The 19,245-nt window shown below is 31.2% G+C and carries 23 protein-coding genes; 13 read left to right on the plus strand and 10 right to left on the minus strand.

Annotated elements, in window-relative coordinates:
• Positions 1-12: 12 nt before the first annotated feature.
• Positions 13-759, minus strand: coding sequence for a hypothetical protein (locus tag A5893_RS07730; RefSeq protein ID WP_068821961.1), 747 nt, complete (start codon positions 757-759; stop codon positions 13-15).
• Positions 760-835: 76 nt separating this feature from the next.
• Here A5893_RS07730 and A5893_RS07735 point away from each other — a divergent pair, with 76 nt between their 5' ends.
• Together A5893_RS07735 and A5893_RS07740 are read left to right on the plus strand one after the other, a co-directional pair.
• The gene (locus A5893_RS07735) at positions 836-1,069 is read left to right on the plus strand and encodes a hypothetical protein (RefSeq protein WP_068821962.1); all 234 of its coding nucleotides are present in this window, start codon (positions 836-838) and stop codon (positions 1,067-1,069) included.
• On the plus strand, positions 1,054-1,356 hold the full coding sequence (locus A5893_RS07740) for a type II toxin-antitoxin system RelE/ParE family toxin (protein ID WP_068821963.1): 303 nt from the start codon (positions 1,054-1,056) through the stop codon (positions 1,354-1,356). Before A5893_RS07735 ends, A5893_RS07740 begins: the two co-directional genes overlap by 16 nt.
• Here the strand turns inward: A5893_RS07740 and A5893_RS07745 are convergent.
• From A5893_RS07745 to A5893_RS07770, 7 genes are all read right to left on the minus strand, one after another.
• The gene (locus tag A5893_RS07745; protein WP_317040585.1) at positions 1,353-1,793 is read right to left on the minus strand and encodes a DUF480 domain-containing protein; all 441 of its coding nucleotides are present in this window, start codon (positions 1,791-1,793) and stop codon (positions 1,353-1,355) included. The two genes, A5893_RS07740 and A5893_RS07745, sit on opposite strands and share 4 nt — an antisense overlap.
• Complete coding sequence (locus A5893_RS18245; RefSeq protein ID WP_317040586.1) at positions 1,747-2,007, minus strand: DUF480 domain-containing protein; 261 nt, start codon at positions 2,005-2,007, stop codon at positions 1,747-1,749. The genes A5893_RS07745 and A5893_RS18245 overlap by 47 nt, the downstream gene beginning before the upstream one ends.
• Positions 2,008-2,016: 9 nt before the next feature.
• Positions 2,017-3,156: an MFS transporter gene (locus A5893_RS07750; protein WP_068821964.1), complete on the minus strand. Its 1,140-nt coding sequence runs from the start codon at positions 3,154-3,156 to the stop codon at positions 2,017-2,019.
• A 219-nt stretch (positions 3,157-3,375) separates the two neighbouring features.
• The gene (locus tag A5893_RS07755) at positions 3,376-5,289 is read right to left on the minus strand and encodes an AMP-dependent synthetase/ligase (protein ID WP_068821965.1); all 1,914 of its coding nucleotides are present in this window, start codon (positions 5,287-5,289) and stop codon (positions 3,376-3,378) included.
• A gap of 118 nt (positions 5,290-5,407) precedes the next feature.
• Positions 5,408-5,734 (minus strand): HesB/IscA family protein, encoded by a 327-nt coding sequence (locus A5893_RS07760; RefSeq protein WP_068821966.1) that lies wholly within the window; start codon positions 5,732-5,734, stop codon positions 5,408-5,410.
• Between the two features lie 82 nt (positions 5,735-5,816).
• The gene (iscU, locus tag A5893_RS07765; RefSeq protein WP_068821967.1) at positions 5,817-6,230 is read right to left on the minus strand and encodes a Fe-S cluster assembly scaffold IscU; all 414 of its coding nucleotides are present in this window, start codon (positions 6,228-6,230) and stop codon (positions 5,817-5,819) included.
• Positions 6,231-6,363: 133 nt separating this feature from the next.
• Positions 6,364-7,575 carry an IscS subfamily cysteine desulfurase gene (locus A5893_RS07770; RefSeq protein WP_068822119.1) on the minus strand — a complete coding sequence of 404 codons (1,212 nt, stop codon included), beginning with the start codon at positions 7,573-7,575 and terminating at the stop codon, positions 6,364-6,366.
• A gap of 118 nt (positions 7,576-7,693) precedes the next feature.
• On the opposite strand from A5893_RS07770, the gene mce reads away from it, so the two are divergent.
• The 8 genes from mce to A5893_RS07810 all read left to right on the plus strand — a co-directional run bounded on the left by mce (position 7,694) and on the right by A5893_RS07810 (position 13,960).
• A complete protein-coding gene (gene mce / locus A5893_RS07775; protein WP_068821968.1) occupies positions 7,694-8,098 on the plus strand; it encodes a methylmalonyl-CoA epimerase in 405 nt (134 codons plus the stop codon).
• Between the two features lie 5 nt (positions 8,099-8,103).
• A complete protein-coding gene (locus tag A5893_RS07780) occupies positions 8,104-8,790 on the plus strand; it encodes a GAF domain-containing protein (protein WP_068821969.1) in 687 nt (228 codons plus the stop codon).
• A gap of 77 nt (positions 8,791-8,867) precedes the next feature.
• Positions 8,868-9,116: a type B 50S ribosomal protein L31 gene (locus tag A5893_RS07785; RefSeq protein WP_068821970.1), complete on the plus strand. Its 249-nt coding sequence runs from the start codon at positions 8,868-8,870 to the stop codon at positions 9,114-9,116.
• 69 nt (positions 9,117-9,185) lie between these two features.
• A complete protein-coding gene (locus A5893_RS07790; protein WP_068821971.1) occupies positions 9,186-10,361 on the plus strand; it encodes a GlmU family protein in 1,176 nt (391 codons plus the stop codon).
• 10 nt (positions 10,362-10,371) lie between these two features.
• Positions 10,372-11,142, plus strand: coding sequence for a triose-phosphate isomerase (gene tpiA, locus A5893_RS07795; protein WP_068822120.1), 771 nt, complete (start codon positions 10,372-10,374; stop codon positions 11,140-11,142).
• Positions 11,143-11,349: 207 nt separating this feature from the next.
• On the plus strand, positions 11,350-12,186 hold the full coding sequence (gene prmA / locus A5893_RS07800; protein ID WP_068821972.1) for a 50S ribosomal protein L11 methyltransferase: 837 nt from the start codon (positions 11,350-11,352) through the stop codon (positions 12,184-12,186).
• A gap of 6 nt (positions 12,187-12,192) precedes the next feature.
• Complete coding sequence (locus A5893_RS07805; RefSeq protein WP_068821973.1) at positions 12,193-13,557, plus strand: UDP-N-acetylmuramate--L-alanine ligase; 1,365 nt, start codon at positions 12,193-12,195, stop codon at positions 13,555-13,557.
• 61 nt (positions 13,558-13,618) lie between these two features.
• Positions 13,619-13,960 carry a helix-turn-helix domain-containing protein gene (locus tag A5893_RS07810; RefSeq protein WP_068821974.1) on the plus strand — a complete coding sequence of 114 codons (342 nt, stop codon included), beginning with the start codon at positions 13,619-13,621 and terminating at the stop codon, positions 13,958-13,960.
• Positions 13,961-14,005: 45 nt separating this feature from the next.
• Here the strand turns inward: A5893_RS07810 and A5893_RS07815 are convergent, their stop codons facing one another.
• Both A5893_RS07815 and purB read right to left on the minus strand, forming a co-directional pair.
• Positions 14,006-14,557: a NifU family protein gene (locus tag A5893_RS07815; protein WP_068821975.1), complete on the minus strand. Its 552-nt coding sequence runs from the start codon at positions 14,555-14,557 to the stop codon at positions 14,006-14,008.
• Positions 14,558-14,638: 81 nt separating this feature from the next.
• The gene (gene purB / locus A5893_RS07820; RefSeq protein ID WP_068821976.1) at positions 14,639-15,982 is read right to left on the minus strand and encodes an adenylosuccinate lyase; all 1,344 of its coding nucleotides are present in this window, start codon (positions 15,980-15,982) and stop codon (positions 14,639-14,641) included.
• 136 nt (positions 15,983-16,118) lie between these two features.
• Between purB and A5893_RS07825 the strand changes: the two genes are divergently transcribed.
• From A5893_RS07825 to A5893_RS07835, 3 genes are read left to right on the plus strand one after another with little or no spacing between them, the layout of a single operon-like run.
• The gene (locus A5893_RS07825; protein WP_068821977.1) at positions 16,119-16,778 is read left to right on the plus strand and encodes a TetR/AcrR family transcriptional regulator; all 660 of its coding nucleotides are present in this window, start codon (positions 16,119-16,121) and stop codon (positions 16,776-16,778) included.
• Entirely contained in the window at positions 16,778-18,118 is a 1,341-nt protein-coding gene (locus A5893_RS07830; RefSeq protein ID WP_068821978.1) for a TolC family protein, read from the plus strand. Before A5893_RS07825 ends, A5893_RS07830 begins: the two co-directional genes overlap by 1 nt.
• Before the next feature lie 26 nt (positions 18,119-18,144).
• Positions 18,145-19,236, plus strand: a complete 1,092-nt coding sequence (locus A5893_RS07835; protein ID WP_068821979.1) for an efflux RND transporter periplasmic adaptor subunit — start codon at positions 18,145-18,147, stop codon at positions 19,234-19,236.
• The last annotated feature ends 9 nt before the right edge of the window (positions 19,237-19,245 follow it).

Genomic DNA, 19,245 nt, shown 5'->3' on the forward strand with positions numbered 1-19,245 from the left:
CTTGTTTTACGATTAATTGAAAATTGTCCCGCCAACATTAACCACAATTCCTAAAGTAAAAACAGAGTTTCCGGCCGTCATAAAATCTCTATTTTTTAAACCAAAATTACTTCCAGAAGTATACTGTAACTGAATGTTTTGGTTCAGTTTTAAACGTGTAAAAAATACAGGTTCTATAAAAATATTATCTTCAAATGGCTGATTGACATTATTCCTTTTAAAATCTGTCATGGTAAGATGACTAATTCTAAAAATTGTTCCATAGTTTAAGGGATACTTTTTAGAGAATAACGTTAAAGATTTTTGTTCTTTAGAGCTATAATTAACCTGAAAAAAAAGTTTATTAAAATTCAAATTTTGGATATCAGAAGTTGTAACTCCGTTTTTATCTGTACTGCGATAAATCCGTTCTGTACTTCCTCGGCCCAAGCCGCCATAAAATTCTAAAATTCTGCTGTTTTCCGGACCAAATGTGGTAAAATAACCTGCTCCTGCTTCCACTAAATCTTGCCTAAAATCTTTTCTATTTTTTTGTTGATTGATAAACGAACCATTAAATAAAACACCAACATGATCTGAAACAGCATAAGCCGTATTTATATTTACATTACCTTTTAATGAAATATGTCCCGAAGCATGAACCTCATTTTTTTTAGTAAGCATTGGGCTGTTTGGCACATTTGGCATATAAACTGAAGAGCAAGAGCTTATAGAAAAGGGAATGAGCAATAAAAGAAGCTTATAGATGTTAAATTGCATATTGGCTAAAACGTATAATTTATAGGATATTGTTTTGAGGATTTTAAATGATTAAATTAGTTAAAATTTTAACGCTATGAATATTCAATTAGAAAAATTAGAGTTGTTGGAAACGATTGTAAATACAAAAGATCAATCTTTAATTTTAGAACTTCAATCTTTTTTAAATAGTAGGTCATTAGATTGGTTTGATGAATTAAATGAAGAGCAAAAAAAGGAAATAGCAGAAGGCATAAACGATGCAGATAACAATCAAACTATTTCCCACAAAGAAGCTATAAGATTATTTGAAAAATGGAATTTGAAATAATTTGGACTAAAAAAGCTTTAACTACTTTTAATGATCGAATAGAATATTTACAAATTCATTTTAATGAAAAAGAAATTTTCCATTTCACTCAAAGAGTGTCAAAAACTCTTAATACCATAAAATATAATCCTCTTATTTTTAGGAAATCTCAAATATTGAATAATGTTTATAATGGCTTAATAATTAAACAAGTATCTGTTATTTATAGAGTTAAGGATGATTCAAACTTGATTGAACTGCTTGCATTTATAGATAATAGGCAAAAACCTAATAAACGGCTTTCCTAACCCATCAACTCTTTCATCAATTGATCAAAATCAGCTTTAAGCTGTGTATAGTTCTCTTCTAAAATAGCTATTCTATTTTCTAATTCAGAGACTGATTTTCTAGCGGGCTCTTGTGGTTCCTCATCATCTTCTATAGAAGGTTCACCAGCTAAAAGATGTGTAAATCTAGCTTCCTTTTGACCTGATTTTCTAGGTAACTGAACAATATAAGGCAGCTCAGGATTTAATAGTTGCTCTATAACTTCATTTACTTCATCTAAAGATTCAAACTCATATAACCGACCAGAATTTGTATTAATTTCGCCTGGAGTTTGGGCACCTCTCAATAAAAGCAAACAGATGATTGACAATTGCGAGGGAACCAATGGAAATACGATTGCAAAATTGTGTTTATATTTTACTACTCGGCTTCCACCACCTGTTGCAGTAGAAATCAATCCTTTTCTTCTTTAGAACATCTAAAGTTAATACCACAGTTTGCTCATCATATTCAACTACTGGTTTCCTTGAACTTTTTTGATTACAAGCTGCGGTTAAAGCATTTAATGTCATTGGATAATAATCTGGAGTGGTTTTGCTTTTCTCTATCAAACAACCTAAAACCCTTACTTCCTCTGCATTTAAAATTGGTAATTTTTTATTTTCTTCCATGATGTTAAACTAGGATTTAATTTTAAACAAACTATTTGATACTGGTATAAACATTAATCCCGATAGGGCAAACAGTATAAATGCAATACGTAAATTAAAAAGATGAGAAATATAACCTATTAATGGCGGACCCAAAAGCATCCCAACAATAGAATATGTTGCAACAATTGAGATTCCCATTCCTGCAGAATATTTAGTTGACTTGCCTGCTAAGCCTAAAGTCATAGGGAAAATTGAGGCTGTTCCCATTCCTGTTAATGCAAAACCTATCAATGCAATCCAGAAGTAAGGGAAAATTATTGATAATAAAACACCACTAATAATTAAGCAAGTACTTAAAATATAGGTGTTAGGAATTCCTATTTTGCTTATTACTTTGTCAGAAACGAAACGAAAAGAGGCCATAAAAACCAAGAAAGTAAAATATCCATAAGTAAATATGGGGGTATGTAGTACTTCTTTAAAATAAATCCCACTCCAATCAAACATACCTCCCTCGCAAATTGCAGCGAAAAAACCTAAGAACCCTAATCGCATTATATATGGGTCTGGCTTGCCAAAAATTAGTTTGTTCCCTTTATCAGCTCTATCTTTTCCCAATAATTTACGATAAGAAATTGCAGCTCCGATAAATACAAATGCGGTAATAGCAAGGAAGTGATAAGAAATATCAATATTTAATGATAATAGCAAAGAGGTAATTCCGGCTCCTGCAATACCTCCCATACTCCAAATGCCATGAAAGCTTCCAATTATAGGTTTAGCATAAAATTTTTGCAGATTAACAGATTGGGTATTTACCGCAATATTTATTAGCCTCATTGCAAACGCAAACAAAAAGAGAAAAATGCCCAAAATAAAAATGTTTTGTGCAAAGCCGATTCCTGTTAGAGCAATAGCTTGTAAAATACAAGATCCTAAAATTAATTCCTTGCTGTTAAATTTCGCAATAAGATAACCAGAAATTGGTAAACCAACTAAAGAACCTATTGGTAAAATAAACAAGAGACTTCCTAATTCAGCATCATTTAAAGATAAAAGCCCTTTAATTGTAGGAATTCTTGAAGCCCAGGAAGCGAATAAAATCCCCGAAAGGAAGAAAAATATTTTAAGGTAAAATCTTTTTGATTGTAATGAGCCCAAATCCATCTTGGCTGCAAATATCTTGTTTAAGATTTTATAAAAGAAGATAAATTTAAAAGAGATTTATTATTCAAATAATAATTTGGGCGTTTTAACACGCTTTTCACTGTATCTTTTTTTATAAAAATAAAAAAAGGATGCCGTTTCAATCGTTAACGCATTCTTATTAAATTGAGAGATTCTTGATTTTGAGCAAATATAGTTAGTAAGCAGTTTTGATAAATACTAATCAGCCTCAACGGCGCCCATATACATTTCTTCTATTTCTAAAACGTATTTCTTTTCAATAACTTTTCTTTTGGGTTTCATTGTCGGGGTCATTTCTCCGTCTTCGATAGTAAAAGGATTTCGTTTTATTTTGAAGGATTTAATGCGTTCAAACTTTGCCAATTCGTGAGAGAATTTTTTAATATCTTCAGATATCCAAGCTAGAATTTGTTCGTCTTCTATAAACAAATCTGGTAAATCAAAAAACACATCTTTTAATTCAAAAGTTTCTTGTAATGTTTCTCTATTTGGAGTTACGATTGCTGTTACATACTCTTTTTTATCTCCAATTAAAAAAACGGCTTCTATTTTTTGACTTTTTAAATAGGTGTTTTCTACAGGTGTTGGATAAATATTTTTGCCGTAAGCATTTACCAACATGTTTTTAATCCTATCAGTAATTTGTAAGTTTCCTTTAAAAAACCGACCCACATCGCCAGTATGAAACCAACCTTCACTATCTATTACTTCTGCAGTTTCTTCTGGTTTGTTCCAATATCCTTTCATTACACAATGTCCACGAACGCAAATTTCACCTTCATCACAAGTAAAATTAGGATTAAATGTTTCATGAGTTTGTATGGAAACAAACTTTTTAGTCTCCACATCTTGTATCCCAATTTCAATTCCTGGTATAACCCTTCCAACGGTTCCATAAACTTGTCGATGGTATTCTGTTACAGCCATTACCGGAGAAGTTTCTGTTAAACCAAAACCTTCTAAAATTTTGATTCCTAAGTTGCCGAAGAATTCACCCACATTTTTTGGTAAAGCTGCACCGCCAGAAATCATGAATTTTAGTCTGCCACCAGTTTTTTCTTTTATTTTACTAAAAACTAATTTCTCTGCAATTGCATGTTGGGCATTTAATATAAATGAAGGATTTTTGCCGGCTTCTTTTATTTCTCGATGCTTTTGTCCAATCTCTAATGCCCATAAAAATATTTTGGCTTTAGTTCCTCCAGCCGCAGTTCCGCCTTTAATAGCTTTGTCATGAATTTTTTCTAATAATCTGGGTACACAAGACATTACAGTTGGTCTCACTTCTCCCATATTTTTCGCCAACAATTCTAAACTTTGTGCAAAAGCTATTTTACAGCCTTTAGTACAACAAACATGATAAGTTGCGGTGCGTTCAAAAACATGAGATAATGGCAAAAATGAAAGAAAAGTATCGTTTTGGTCAATTACTGGTATTTGCTCAAGACAAACTTTAACATTCTCTACAAAGTTAGAATGAGTTAACATTACACCTTTTGGAACGCCTGTAGTTCCTGAAGTATAAATGAGTGCAGATATATCGGAAGGTAGAACTTGACTTCTTATTTGATTAATCTCATTGATAAAGCTTGGTAATTTCAAATTCCCTTCTTTAATAACGCTGTTCAAACTAACGATACCAGCATTTAATGCGGTTTTTTCAGTAATTTTTTCAAAATCTTCAAATACTGGAATGATGCGAATTAATTCTTCACAGCAATTAGCAATTTTTATGATCTTTTTTAATAAAAAAGGACTACCAACTAAAATAGTTTTCGCACCAGAATCATTTAAAATATATTCTATTTCAGCTTCAGAAAGGGTAGGGTAGATGGAAGTATTAATTCCTCCAATTTGTTGTAATGCTTGATCGTAATAAACATATTCAACAGAATTTTCTATTATAAAAGCTAACCTATCACCTTTTTTAATTCCAATTTCTAAAAAATAGGATGAAATAGCATCGGCTTTAGCTAAAGTATCTTTATAAGAAATTTCTTCCCATTGTTCTTTTACCTTTCTAATCAAAAAAGTATCCGTTTCGGGATGTACATGTTTAATAACGTTTCGTAATAATTGCGGAACGGTAGTATGTTCGTTTATTAAACTCATTCTATAATAACGTAAGAATTTATATTGGTCTTAGCTCACAATTATAAACTATTTAAGCCTAAAACGCAAAAAAGGGTATCTAATTAAAGATACCCTTTCTGATATATTTTTGTTTTTATTAAACAGAGAAACTTTCTCCGCAACCACAAGTACGTGATGCATTAGGATTGATAAAATTAAAACCTTTACCATTTAATCCGTCAGAAAAATCTAATTCTGTTCCTGCTAAATAAAGGAATGATTTCATGTCTAAAACAATTTTTAATCCTTTATCTTCAAAATCTTGATCACCTTTTTGGGTTTCATTATCAAAATCCATATTGTAAGACAATCCAGAACATCCACCTCCCTTAACAGAAACACGAAGGAAATAAGATTCATCTAACCCCGAACCTGTCATTAACTCTTCTATTTTGCTTTTTGCTTTATCTGTTATTGTAACCATAGTTTTAAAGTATTGAGATTTGCGTATAGTGTATTGAGTAATTTCCAAAGTCGCAATACTCAATACTTACATCGCAATACAATTAATGATGCGATTTCTCTAACTCAATAGCTTCCATTCCGTTTTTAACACGGTAATCGTTAATTGCAGATTTTATAGCATCTTCTGCTAACACTGAACAGTGAATTTTAACTGGTGGTAAAGCCAATTCTTCTACAATATCCATGTTATCGATAGTTAATGCATCATCAATAGATTTGCCTTTTAACCATTCTGTAGCTAAAGATGAAGAAGCAATTGCAGAACCACAACCAAAGGTTTTAAACTTTGCATCTGTTATCATGTGATTTTCATCAACTTCAATTTGTAAACGCATTACGTCTCCACATTCTGGTGCACCTACTAAACCAGTACCTACACTTTTTTTAGATTTATCTAGCGTTCCAACGTTTCTTGGATTACTATAATGATCAATTACTTTATCTGAATATGCCATAATTTTGTCCTTTTGTCTCCCTAAAGGGAGAACTATTTTAGTTTTAATTTTATTTTAACCTCCATTATGGAGAATTTATTTACGTTGTAAAAAACAACTTGTAAGTTGGTTTCCCCTTCAGGGGATTATGGGGCTAATGTTCTGCCCACTCAATAGAATCAAGATCTATGCCTTCCTTAAACATCTCCCAAAGTGGAGAAAGTTCTCTTAAATGATTTACAGCTTTCATAGTATTCTCAATTGCAAAATCTACTTCTTCTTCTGTGCTAAATCTTCCTAATCCAAAACGGATAGATGAATGAGCTAAATCATCAGACAAACCTAGGCTTTTTAATACATAAGAAGGTTCTAATGAAGCAGAAGTACAAGCAGAGCCAGAAGAAACTGCCATATCTTTCATAGCCATCATTAAGCCTTCACCCTCAACATATTTGAAAGAAATATTTGCAGTATGTGGTAAACGATGGTTTGCATTACCATTAACGTAAGATTCCTCTAAAACGGTTAAGCTACTTTCTAATTTATCGCGTAAAGCAGATAATCTTACCGCTTCTTCTGCCATTTCATTATAACAAAGCTCACAAGCTTTACCTAAACCAACAATACCTGGAACATTTAGCGTTCCTGAACGCATTCCACGCTCATGACCACCGCCATCCATTTGAGAAGTAACTTTAACCCTTGGATTTTTTCTTCTTACATATAATGCGCCTACACCTTTTGGTCCATACATTTTATGCGCAGAAAGTGCTAATAAATCAATTCCATCTGCAATAACATCTACTGGGATTTTTCCAACAGCTTGTACGGCATCGGTAAAGTATAAAGCACCATATTTATGTGCAATTGCAGAAATTTCTTTAACTGGCTGTATAACACCAATTTCATTATTTGCATACATAATGGCAACCAAAATGGTTTGATCCGTCATGGCTGCCTCTAATTTATTTAAATCAACTAAACCATCAGACTCAACATCCAAATAAGTAATGTTTGCACCTAACTTCTCTAAATGTTTACAAGCATCTAAAACAGCTTTATGCTCTGTAGTTAAGGTAATGATGTGATTACCTTTGTCTTTATACATTTCATAAACACCCTTTATAGCTAGATTATCAGATTCTGTTGCTCCAGAAGTGAAAATAATCTCTTTTTCAGTAGCACCTATTAATTTAGCAACTTGTTCACGAGCGTAATCCACACCTTCTTCTGCAACCCAACCAAAAGGATGATTTCGGCTAGCTGCATTTCCAAATTTTTCAGTAAAATAAGGTAACATAGCTTCTAATACCCGTGGATCCATTGGTGTAGTTGCATTGTTATCTAAGTATATTGGTGTTTTCAACATCTTATTTAGAATTGTTTTAATTAATACAACAAAGATACTAAAAAAGTTTTGGAGCAGTAATAGATTATGTCTACATAAGTATAGGTTTAACCGTCATTAAAATGCAATTTTGGGTATGGTAAATAAGATTGAGCATATAGGTATTGCAGTAAAAAATCTGAATGAATCTTCAATAATTTATGAAAAAATTCTGGGTGTTAGGAGTTATAAAAAAGAAGAAGTTAGTTCAGAAAATGTTATTACAGAGTTTTTTAAGATAGGCAATTCTAAAATAGAGCTACTACAAGCAACTAATGAAGATAGTGCAATTGCTAAGTTTTTAGATAAAAAAGGAGAAGGGTTGCATCATATTGCATTTGAAGTTGATGATATTTATAAAGAAATAGAACGTTTGAAATCTGAGGGTTTTAAAATGATAAATGAAACTCCTAAATTAGGTGCCGATAATAAGCTAATTTGCTTTGTTCATCCTAAATCAACAAACGGAGTTTTAATAGAAATCTGTCAAGAAATTATTTAATTAAAATGAGTGATAACAAAGAGTTAGAGCGGCTGAAAGCTGTAAGCAAATATTTGATGTTTGATGTTAAAAAGGAAGTTGGGCAAATAGCTAAACTAGCTGCTGTGATAACAAAAAAGCCAATCGCATTAGTTACTTTGATGGATAAAGACGAGCAGATTATTTTAGCAGGAGAAGGAATCAATTTAGAAAGGATGCAAAGGGCTACTTCCTTTTGTACTCATGCTTTAGAAATTGATGACATTATTGTAGTAGAAGATGCCACAAAAGATATTCGCTTTAAAAATTTGCCTTCTGTAACCGGAGATTTTAATATTAGATTTTATGCCAGCGCAAATTTAAACTCTAACGATGGCTATAAAATTGGAACCTTATGTGTTTATGATATTAAGCCTAACCAATTTTCTGCAGAGGATAAAGGTTATTTAAAAATTTTAGCTGCTCAAGTAGATCATATTTTAGAGTTAAACAGACAATTAAGCTTATCCGTAAAGAAAAACAAAACATTAGCACAAGTTGCGTGGGTACACTCGCACCATCTTAGAGGACCTTTAACATCAGTTTTGGGAATGATAGATTTGATAAAATTGGATAATTATAAATTTAATAAAGAATATTTGAGTCTATTAGAAAAATCAGCAAATCAACTAGATGAAGTTATAAATCAGATAATAACTGACACTAGTAACTAATTACTTAAAACTTTTGTAATCAATATTTTTTTATATACATTTGCACCTCTAAAAATTAGGGAAGAAAGATCATAATAATGAAAAAAGAATTGCACCCATCAAATTATAGATTAGTTGTTTTTAAAGATATGTCTAACGATTATGCTTTCATGACTAAATCTTGCATCAATACTAATGAAACTGTTAAATGGGAAGATGGTAACGAGTATCCACTTGTTAAATTAGAGATTTCTCATACTTCTCATCCATTTTACACTGGTAAAATGAAATTGGTTGATACTGCAGGACGTATTGATAAATTCAAAACTCGTTACGCTAAGAAATAATCTTAACAGAATTGAAAATATTTTGAAGTCCCGTCTTAATAGTCGGGACTTTTTTTGTTTTTTTGCACTATGATAATCATTTTTTTTGATGATAAAAGCAGGGAAACTTTATATCCCTTAACATTTACCCGCCCAACTGCCGATTTACGCATCGGAATTTTAAAAATATCAGAGAAATGGCAGCATCATTTTAATGCAGAACCTGCCTATCAAACGGAAAAATACCTACAAAAAAAATTCCCTTTGAAAAATAGTGAGCAGCAATTATTTGTTAATGGTAGCATTTGCCCAAATCTGGATTTATTGAATGCTATTACACAACTTAAGGATAATGAGATATTAGTTAAAGAGGATCTTTTTATAGCTGCAAAAACCAATCAAAAGACTTTCGATTTTGAAAATCCTGTAAGTTATCATCAAGTTAAATTTAATGGAGATTTTACTAAAATTAACTTTCCAGAAGATATTTTTAAATTAAATGATTTTGAATTAAGAGCTGATTTTGATTTAATAACCAAGGGCAGAGTCTCTCAAAAATTAAGTGCAACAAATACTGTAATAGGTAATGATATTTTTGTTGAGGAAGGCGTAGAAGCAGAGTGCTGTACTTTCAATACAAAATATGGACCTATTTATTTAGGCAAAAATGCTCAAGTATGGGAAGGTTCACATATTAGAGGAGCTTTTGCTCTTTGTAATGATGCCCAAGTGAAAATGGGAGCAAAAATATATGGAGCAACTACTATAGGTCCAAACTGTAGAGTTGGCGGTGAAATTAATAACGCTGTGATGTGGGGCAACTCTGCAAAAGGGCATGATGGTTATTTAGGTAATGCAGTTGTGGGAGAATGGTGCAATTTTGGCGCTGATTCTAACAATTCTAATTTAAAGAATAACTATGCCGAGGTTAAACTTTGGGATTATAAATCAGAAAGATTCAGGAAGACAGGATTACAATTTTGTGGATTAATTATGGGAGATCATGCTAAATGTGCAATTAATACCATGTTTAATACAGGAACTGTAGTTGGAGTTGGCGCTAATGTTTTTGGAGCTGGTTTTCCTAGAAATTTTATTCCTGATTTTTCTTGGGGAGGCACACAAGGTTTAGAAGTTTATGCTTTAAATAAAATGTTTGACACTACACAAAAAGTTTTTGAAAGAAGAAATAAAGTTTTTGATGACATAGAAAAAGATATATTGTCAGAAATATTTGACCAAACTAATAAACATAGAAGATTTTAAGAATAAGATTATGAGAAAGAAAATTGTTGCAGGAAACTGGAAAATGAATAAGGATTTTAACGAAGGCGTATCTTTGTTTTCTGAAGTGATTAATATGGTAAATGATGAAATAATTGGAAATCAACAAGTGGTTGTTTGTGCTCCATTTATACATTTAAATAGTTTATTTGGCTTAAAGAAAGGATATGATAAAGTAAGTGTTGGTGCACAAAATTCGCATCAAGAGGAATCTGGAGCTTATACAGGTGAGATTTCTGCTGTAATGTTAAAATCTATTAATGTAGAATATGTGATTTTGGGCCATTCTGAAAGAAGACAATATTTTGGAGAGGATAATGCATTATTAGCTAAAAAAACTGACATAGCTTTAAAGCATGGATTAAAGCCAATTTTCTGTATAGGAGAAACTTTATCTGAAAGAGAAAGCGGTGAATATTTTAATATTGTAAAATCACAGTTAGCAGAAGGAACTTTTCATTTATCTCCTGATGAGTTTTCGAAATTAGTGATTGCATATGAGCCAGTTTGGGCAATAGGTACAGGAGTAACAGCCTCATCAGCTCAAGCACAAGAAATACATGCTTTTATAAGAAAGGAAATTGCCGCAAAATACGGTCAAAGTGTAGCAGATGAAACAACAATTTTATATGGCGGTAGTTGCAATCCTAAAAATGCTGATGAATTATTTTCTCAAGCAGATATTGATGGTGGTTTAATAGGAGGTGCATCATTAAAATCAAGAGATTTTGTAGATATAGCAAAAGCCTTCAACAGTAAATAAATTTTCGGATTGTCAAAATTCGTTTTCGATTTATAGATAATTATACTTCTTAAATTTCACCCATTACAGGTGCATTAACGATTGAAGTGGCATCCTTTTTTTATTTAAAAAAAAGATATAACGGAATCCGCCAGCTGGCGGATAAAATGCCCAAAATAATAAAAACAAGGCCTACCTATTATTTTAATATACTAAGTAATCTTAGCTATGAATTATAAAGAATTAGTTTTCACAATCATTTCTGATCAGGATTATCATCAAGATTTATTAATTGCTGCTTTAGGAGAAATTGGGTTTGATACTTTTGAGGAGACAGATTTCGGTTTTAAGGCTTACATAGGTTCTGATAAATTAGATGAAGGACAGATTACCAAAGTATTAAAACCATTTCACGAACAATTTTCTTTTTCTTATGAGATTAATCTGATACCTCAAAAAAACTGGAATGAGGTTTGGGAAAGCAATTTTGAGCCTATACAAATTAAAGATCAAGTTTATGTGAGGGCAAATTTTCATCAGCCAAAACCTGATTTTAAGTATGAAATTATAATTGATCCTAAGATGGCTTTTGGTACAGGGCATCATCAAACAACCGCAATGATTATGGAATATCTTCTGGAAACAGATTTAAAAGACAAAACTGTGTTAGATATGGGTTGTGGAACTGGGATTTTGGGAATTTTATCTAGTAAATTAGGCGCAAAAAAATTGGTTGCAATTGATAATGATGATGTTTGTTACGATAGCACCTTAGAAAATTCTGCTATTAATAATATCAAAAACATAAAAGCTTTATGCGGGTCTAAAGAAGCAATTCCTGATGAAATTTATGACGTGATTTTGGCAAATATCAATAGAAATATTTTGGTTGACCAAATGGAAAGCTATGCGGAAGTTTTGAAAACTGATGGAGAGATTTTTTTTAGCGGTTTTTATGAAGAACCTGATTTAGATATTATTGAAACAGAAGCAGCAAAGTTTGATTTAAAATACATTAGCCATAAAAAAACAGATTTATGGGTGGCGGCAAAATTTATTAAATAAAAAATATTGAGGGTACATTTTATAGCTATTGGCGGTGCAGCTATGCACAACTTAGCAATTGCATTGCATTTAAAAGGTTTTGAGATCACTGGGTCTGATGATGTGGTTTACGAGCCATCAAAAACTCGTTTAAAAAATCAAGGAATATTACCAAAACAAGAGGGTTGGCATCCAGAGAATATCACCCAAGAAATTGATGCTATTATTTTAGGTATGCATGCTAAGATTGACAATCCTGAATTGTTGAGGGCGCAAGAATTAGGGTTAAAGGTATATTCTTACCCAGAATATATTTACGAACAATCAAAGGATAAGATTAGAATTGTTATAGGAGGCAGTCATGGGAAAACCACTATAACTTCTATGATACTTCACGTTTTAAATTATTATAAAAAGGATTTCGATTATTTGGTTGGTGCACAGATTGCTGGTTTTGACACTATGGTTAAACTATCGGACGCACCTATAATTGTAATTGAAGGAGATGAATATTTGGCTTCGCCGATTGATAGACGCCCTAAATTTCATTTATATAAAGCAAATATTGGTGTGATAAGCGGTGTTGCCTGGGATCATATTAATGTTTTCCCAACTTTTGAAAATTATAAAGAGCAATTTAGTTTGTTTATAGATACTATTGAACCCAACGGAACTTTGATTTATTGTGAAGAAGATGAAAGTTTGAAAAATCTGGTTGAAGATCATGATATAAAAAATCAATTGGAAATAATTCCTTATCAAACTCCTGATTATAGAATTGAAGATGGAAAGACTTATTTAAAAAATGTTCCTAAAGAATATAAAATTAACGTTTTTGGAAAACACAACTTAATGAATTTGAATGCTGCAAGATTAGTTTGTAATAAAATTGATGTAAGTAGTGAAGATTTTTATCAAGCAATAGCATCTTTCAAAGGGGCAGCAAAACGTTTAGAATTACTAGTAGAAACCAATAATTCGGCAGTTTTTAAGGATTTTGCGCACTCTCCCTCAAAATTACAAGCCACAATAAACGCAGTTAAAGAGCAATACCCAAATAGAAATTTAATTGCCTGTATAGAATTACATACGTTTAGTAGTTTAAATGAAGACTTTTTAAGTGAATATAAAAATACAATGAATGGCGCAGATATTGCTATTGTATTTATTGATGAGAAAACTTTATTACAAAAAAGTTTAAAATCCTTCTCTAAGGAAAAAATTATTGAAGGATTTTGTACCGATAAATTAATGTTTTTTAATCAATCAGAAAAAATAAAAACTTACTTAGAATCATTGTCTATGAAAAATACAAATTTATTGATGATGAGTTCAGGTACTTTTGGAGGCATTGATTTAATTTCATTAGCTAAATCAATACTAAAAATTTAATTTATTTTTTGATTTTTAACACATTAACTTGTGAATATTTAAACTATTAAAAAGTTAAGAGATGAAATTTTTAGGAAAAAAAATTAGGCTATTAAGACATCAAAAAGGATGGAGCCAAGAAGATGTAGCAAAGCAACTAGATATTTCTATACCAGCATTCTCAAAAATTGAAACTGGTATTACAGATATTAATATATCAAGATTAGAGCAAATTTCTGCTTTATTTAATCTGAGTGTTGTTCAATTATTAACTTATAATGATCCTGAACAAGAGATTAAAAATGCTTCTGATTTAGAAATGTTGACAATTAAACTCCATGAAAAAGATGTGGAAGTTATAGAATTACAGAAAAAAGTTATTGAACTTTACGAAGAGATAAGAAGCGTTAAAAGTTTTGTTTAATAAGAAAGTCTTGAATTCTCAAGACTTTCTTTATTCTTTTTAAATTTATAATGCCTCAGAAACTACTTCTTTAACTTCGGGAACCATTCTTTGTAATAAGCTTTGAATTCCTGATTTTAAAGTGATGGTAGAAGAAGGACAACCACTACAAGAACCTCTCAATTCTACTGTAACAATCCCATCTGCAAAAGATCGGTAACTAATTGCTCCACCATCTTGCTCTACAGCTGGCCTAACATAGTCATTTAATATTTGCTGAATTTTAATTTCAGTTTCTGTACCTGTGAAATTCAAATTTTCTTCTTCCACATTTTCTTGAACAGCATATTCTGACTCAAGTGCTCCCTTAACAAATTCTTTTAATATAGGTTCTATATCTGCCCAAGTTGCATCTTCTGTTTTGGTAACAGTAACAAAGTTACTAGCAAAAAAAACTCCATTAACAAAATTGAATTTATATAATTCTGTTGCAAATTTAGAATGCTCTGCACTAGCTTTAGTAGGAAAATCCACACTTCCGTTTATCAACAATTTGTTTACAATAAACTTCATTGTTGACGGGTTTGGGGTAGATTCTGTATATACTGTAATGTTCATATCCTTAATTATTTTTTGTAAAAGTAATCATCAATAAACTAAGGTAGGCTTAGTGGTTTTGTTTTTACCTCAACATGACTTTTAAATTCCTGTATAATTAGAAGGATTAATCGCTTTTAATTCTGTCTTTAGAATGTCGCTTATTTTTAAACCATCAATAAATTGCGCCATAGTGTTGCCATTAATTTCTGTATTAGTACGCGTTAAATCTTTTAAAGCTTCATAAGGGTTAGGATAATTTTCTCTTCTTAAAATTGTTTGGATTGCCTCCGCAACTACCGCCCAATTGTTTTCTAAGTCTTTTTGAATCTCTTTTTGATTAAGCAATAATTTGTTTAGCCCTTTAACAGTAGATTTCATTGCAATTAAAGTATGAGCTAGTGGAACACCAATATTCCTCAAAACTGTAGAATCAGTTAAATCTCTTTGTAATCTACTTACAGGTAATTTTGCCGATAAATGTTCTAAAAGAGCATTTGCAATTCCTATATTACCTTCAGAATTTTCAAAATCAATAGGATTAACTTTATGAGGCATTGCAGATGAACCAACCTCACCTTCCTTAATTTTTTGTTTAAAATAATTCATGGAAATATATGTCCAAAAATCTCTATTTAAATCAAGAATGATAGTATTGATACGTTTAATACCGTCAAACTGAGCGGCTAAATAATCATAATGCTCTATCTGAGTTGTATTTTGTAAGCGTTTTAATTTCAACTTATTATTTACAAAATCATTACCAAATTTTTTCCAATTGATTAGAGGAAATGCAACATGATGCGCATTAAAATTACCAGTCGCACCACCAAATTTAGCGCCGTAAGGGATAACTTTTAACAATTCTAGTTGATTTTCTATCCGCTCTACAAAAACCATAATTTCTTTTCCTAACCTGGTAGGAGACGCTGGTTGACCATGAGTATGAGCTAACATAGAAATATGTTCCCATTCTTTGGCTAAATCTTTTAATATATTAATCAATTCCTGTAATTGAGGATAATAAACAACCATCATCCCTGCCTTAAAAGAATAAGGAATGGCGGTATTATTAATGTCTTGAGAGGTTAATCCAAAATGTATATATTCTTTGTATTGAGAAAGTTTTAATTGGTCAAATTTATCTTTAATAAAATATTCAACAGCTTTCACATCATGATTGGTGGTTTTTTCAATCTCTTTAACTTTCATTACGTCATCATCGTTCATATTGATGATTTGAGATTTTATCGCATCTAGATTATAGGTGTTTAAACTTTTTAAAGCCGGAATGGGCAATTCACATAATGCTAAAAAATATTCCATTTCTACAAAAACCCTAAATTTTATTAGGGCCGCTTCAGAAAAATAAGGACGTAAATTTTCGGTTTGTTTATGATATCTACCATCAATTGGAGAGATGGCATTTAAACTAGAATAATCCATTTTTTTTGTTTTGCTGCAAAAATACAAAAATGAGTGGGTTAGCGTAATCAAATTTCTTTTTCCATCATTGTTTACAAAATGTCAGAAAAATGTATTAACCTAAAATTAACATAAAATTATTTTGGAAACTTTGGAAATGACTAAAGTTTCCTTAGTTTTGCAATCGATTTTAGATATGGACAACGTGGAAGAATATATTTTAGAAGAAGCAGAGAAGCTTTTTATGAAATATGGTACAAGAAGTATTACAATGGATGATATTGCCAAGCAATTGGGCATGTCTAAAAAAACTATTTATGCTAATTTTAAAGATAAGGATGAATTAGTTACCAAATTGATTATTAAAATGATGCAACATGATGAATGTAGTATGGAAGAAAGAACCATTCAATCAGAAAATGCAGTACAGGAAATTTTTTTAATGATGGATTTCTTAAAGGAAATGCTATCAAATATCAATCCTGTTATATTTTACGATTTAGAGAAATATCATAATAAAGCCTATAAAATTATGATGGATTTTCATCAAACCCACATTTATGAGCATGTAAAAATTTGCTTGGATAGAGGAATAAAGGAAAATGTTTTTAGGGAAGATATTAATACTGAAATTTTATCACAAGCTAGAGTAGCGCAGATTAACTGGATTTTTGAATCTGATTTAATTAGAAGTGGCAAGCATAGCCTATATGAAGTTATACAAGAGCTATCTATTCATTTCCTATTCGGGATTTGTACTTTAAGCGGCCACATTTTAATAAATAATTATACAAACAAAGTCAAACAAACCATATAATGAAAACTAAAACAATGCTGATAACAGCTTTTTTAAGTTTAACAATTGGAAGTTTATGGGCACAAACAGATAGTGCAAAAACTTATAATTTTAACTTAGAACAGTCTATAGAATATGCTTACGGGCATCAAACAGCCTTATTAAATGCTGCTTTAGATCAAAAAATTGCAGATGCCAAGGTAAAAGAAACAATAGGAATTGGCTTACCACAAATAAATGGAACTGCAGATTTTAGGGACTTTTTAAAAGTGCCTACTTCTCTTTTACCAGGTGAGTTTTTTAACCAACCAGGTACATTTATACCTGTTAAGTTTGGTGTAAAGTACAATTCTAGTGTAGGAGCATCCATTAATCAATTATTATTTGATGGTAGCTATATAGTAGGATTGCAAGCATCTAAAACATTTAAAGAACTATCTCAAAGGGCTTTTACCAGATCAAAAATTGAAACCAACGTTGCTGTTACAAAGGCATTTTACATGGTATTAGTAAGTAATAAACAAGTAGAATTATTAGACGCAAACATTGCCCAATTGAAAGGGCAATTAGATCAAACACAAGCTTTATTTGATAACGGCTTTGCCGAAAAGATTGACGCAGATAGATTGAGGGTTTTGTATAATAATTTAACAACAGAAAAAGAGAATGTATTGCGCTCTTTAGAGTTAGGGATAACCATGTTAAAGTTTCAGATGGGAATGCCAATTGAAAAAACTTTAACCTTAAATGGATCTATAGAAGAAGTCAAATTAGATAAAACAAATATTGCTACAGATAGCACAGCTTATGCAAATAGAGTTGAGTATGCGTTATCAGAAACTCAGCTTAAGCTAAATCAATTAGATTTAAAAAGATATAAAGCCCAGTTTTTGCCAAGTTTATCTGCTTTTGGTAATGGCTCTTATCAATATCAAAATGATAAATTTTCTAATTTATATGATCAAAGTTTCCCTACTGTAGTTGTTGGTTTACAATTGAACGTACCAATTTTTAGTGGATTTCAAAAAATACAGAGGGTAAGACAAGCAGAATACACTGTTTTAAAATCAAAAAATGATTTGTTCAATACCAAAAACTCTTTGAATTTGGATATTAAAAACAGCATTACAACTTATACCAATAGCATTAACTCTTTAGATAACCAACAAAGAAACTTAGACTTAGCAAACGAGGTTTTGCGTGTTTCTAAAATTAAATATGAGCAAGGTGTAGGTTCGTCTATAGAAGTTACACAAGCGCAAACATCATTAAAAGAAGCAGAAAACAATTATATAAATGCTTTATATAATGCTTTAATAAGTAAAGTAGATACTGAAAGAGCAACAGGAAAAATTAATTAAAAGCAAACCTTATCAAATATAAAATCATGAAAAAATTATTAATCGCTTCGCTTGTTTTGTTTTTAGCAGCTTGTAGCAATAATCCGGAAAATAAACAAGAACAGTTAGCTCAATTAAAAAAAGAACAAGCTGAATTAAGTTCTAAAATATCAAAATTAGAAAGCGAAATAGGTGCTAAAGAAGAATTCATCACCAAAGATGTTTCTATTTATGAAGTAAAAGCTTCAACTTTTAAAAACTATGTAGAAATACAGGGTAAGGTTGATGCGGAAGAAAATGTACAAGTAAATGCCGAAGCTGCTGGGGTTATAACCAGAGTTTACGTTTCTATAGGTCAAAGTGTATCAAAAGGACAAGTATTAGCACAAATTGATGATGCCGTATTGCGCCAAAATGTAGCCCAAATACAAACTCAATTAGACCTTGCAACTAATCTTTTTAAAAGACAGAAAAACTTGTGGGATCAAAAAATTGGTACAGAGGTTCAATATCTAAACGCAAAATCTCAGAAAGAAGGACTAGAAAAGCAAATGGCTGTTGTTAAGCAACAAGCAGATATGTATAAAATTAAATCGCCAATTTCTGGAACTATAGATCAAATGGATTATAAGGTTGGGCAAGCGGTACAGCCAGGTATACCTGGAATTAGAGTAATAAATGCTAGCAATTTGAAAGCGAAAGCTATGGTTTCTGAAACTTATGCAGGGAGAATTGATAAAGGCGATGAAGTATTGGTTCTATTTCCAAATACTAACGACTCTTTAAAAACTAAACTTTCTTTTGCTTCTAAAACTATTGATCCTGCTTCTAGAAGTTTTAACATTGAAGTTAATTTACCAAGTAAGAAATCTTTCCAACCTAATATGTTGGCCATTTTAAAAATTGTTGATTATAAAAAAGAAAATGCTTTAACAGTTCCAATTAAAGCTATCCAAAAATCAGAAAAAGGCGATTACGTTTATATTTCTGAAGGTGGGAAAGCTAAAAGAGCAGTGATTAAAGTAGGGAATGTTTATGATGGTAATGCAGAAATTTTAAGCGGAATAAAAGCTGGCGACCAAGTGGTTACAATGGGCTTTGGTGGTTTAAATGAAGGCGATTCGTTAAAAAAGATTTAATAAGAAATA

Source organism: Pedobacter psychrophilus (assembly GCF_001652725.1).
Classification (GTDB): domain Bacteria; phylum Bacteroidota; class Bacteroidia; order Sphingobacteriales; family Sphingobacteriaceae; genus Pseudopedobacter; species Pseudopedobacter psychrophilus.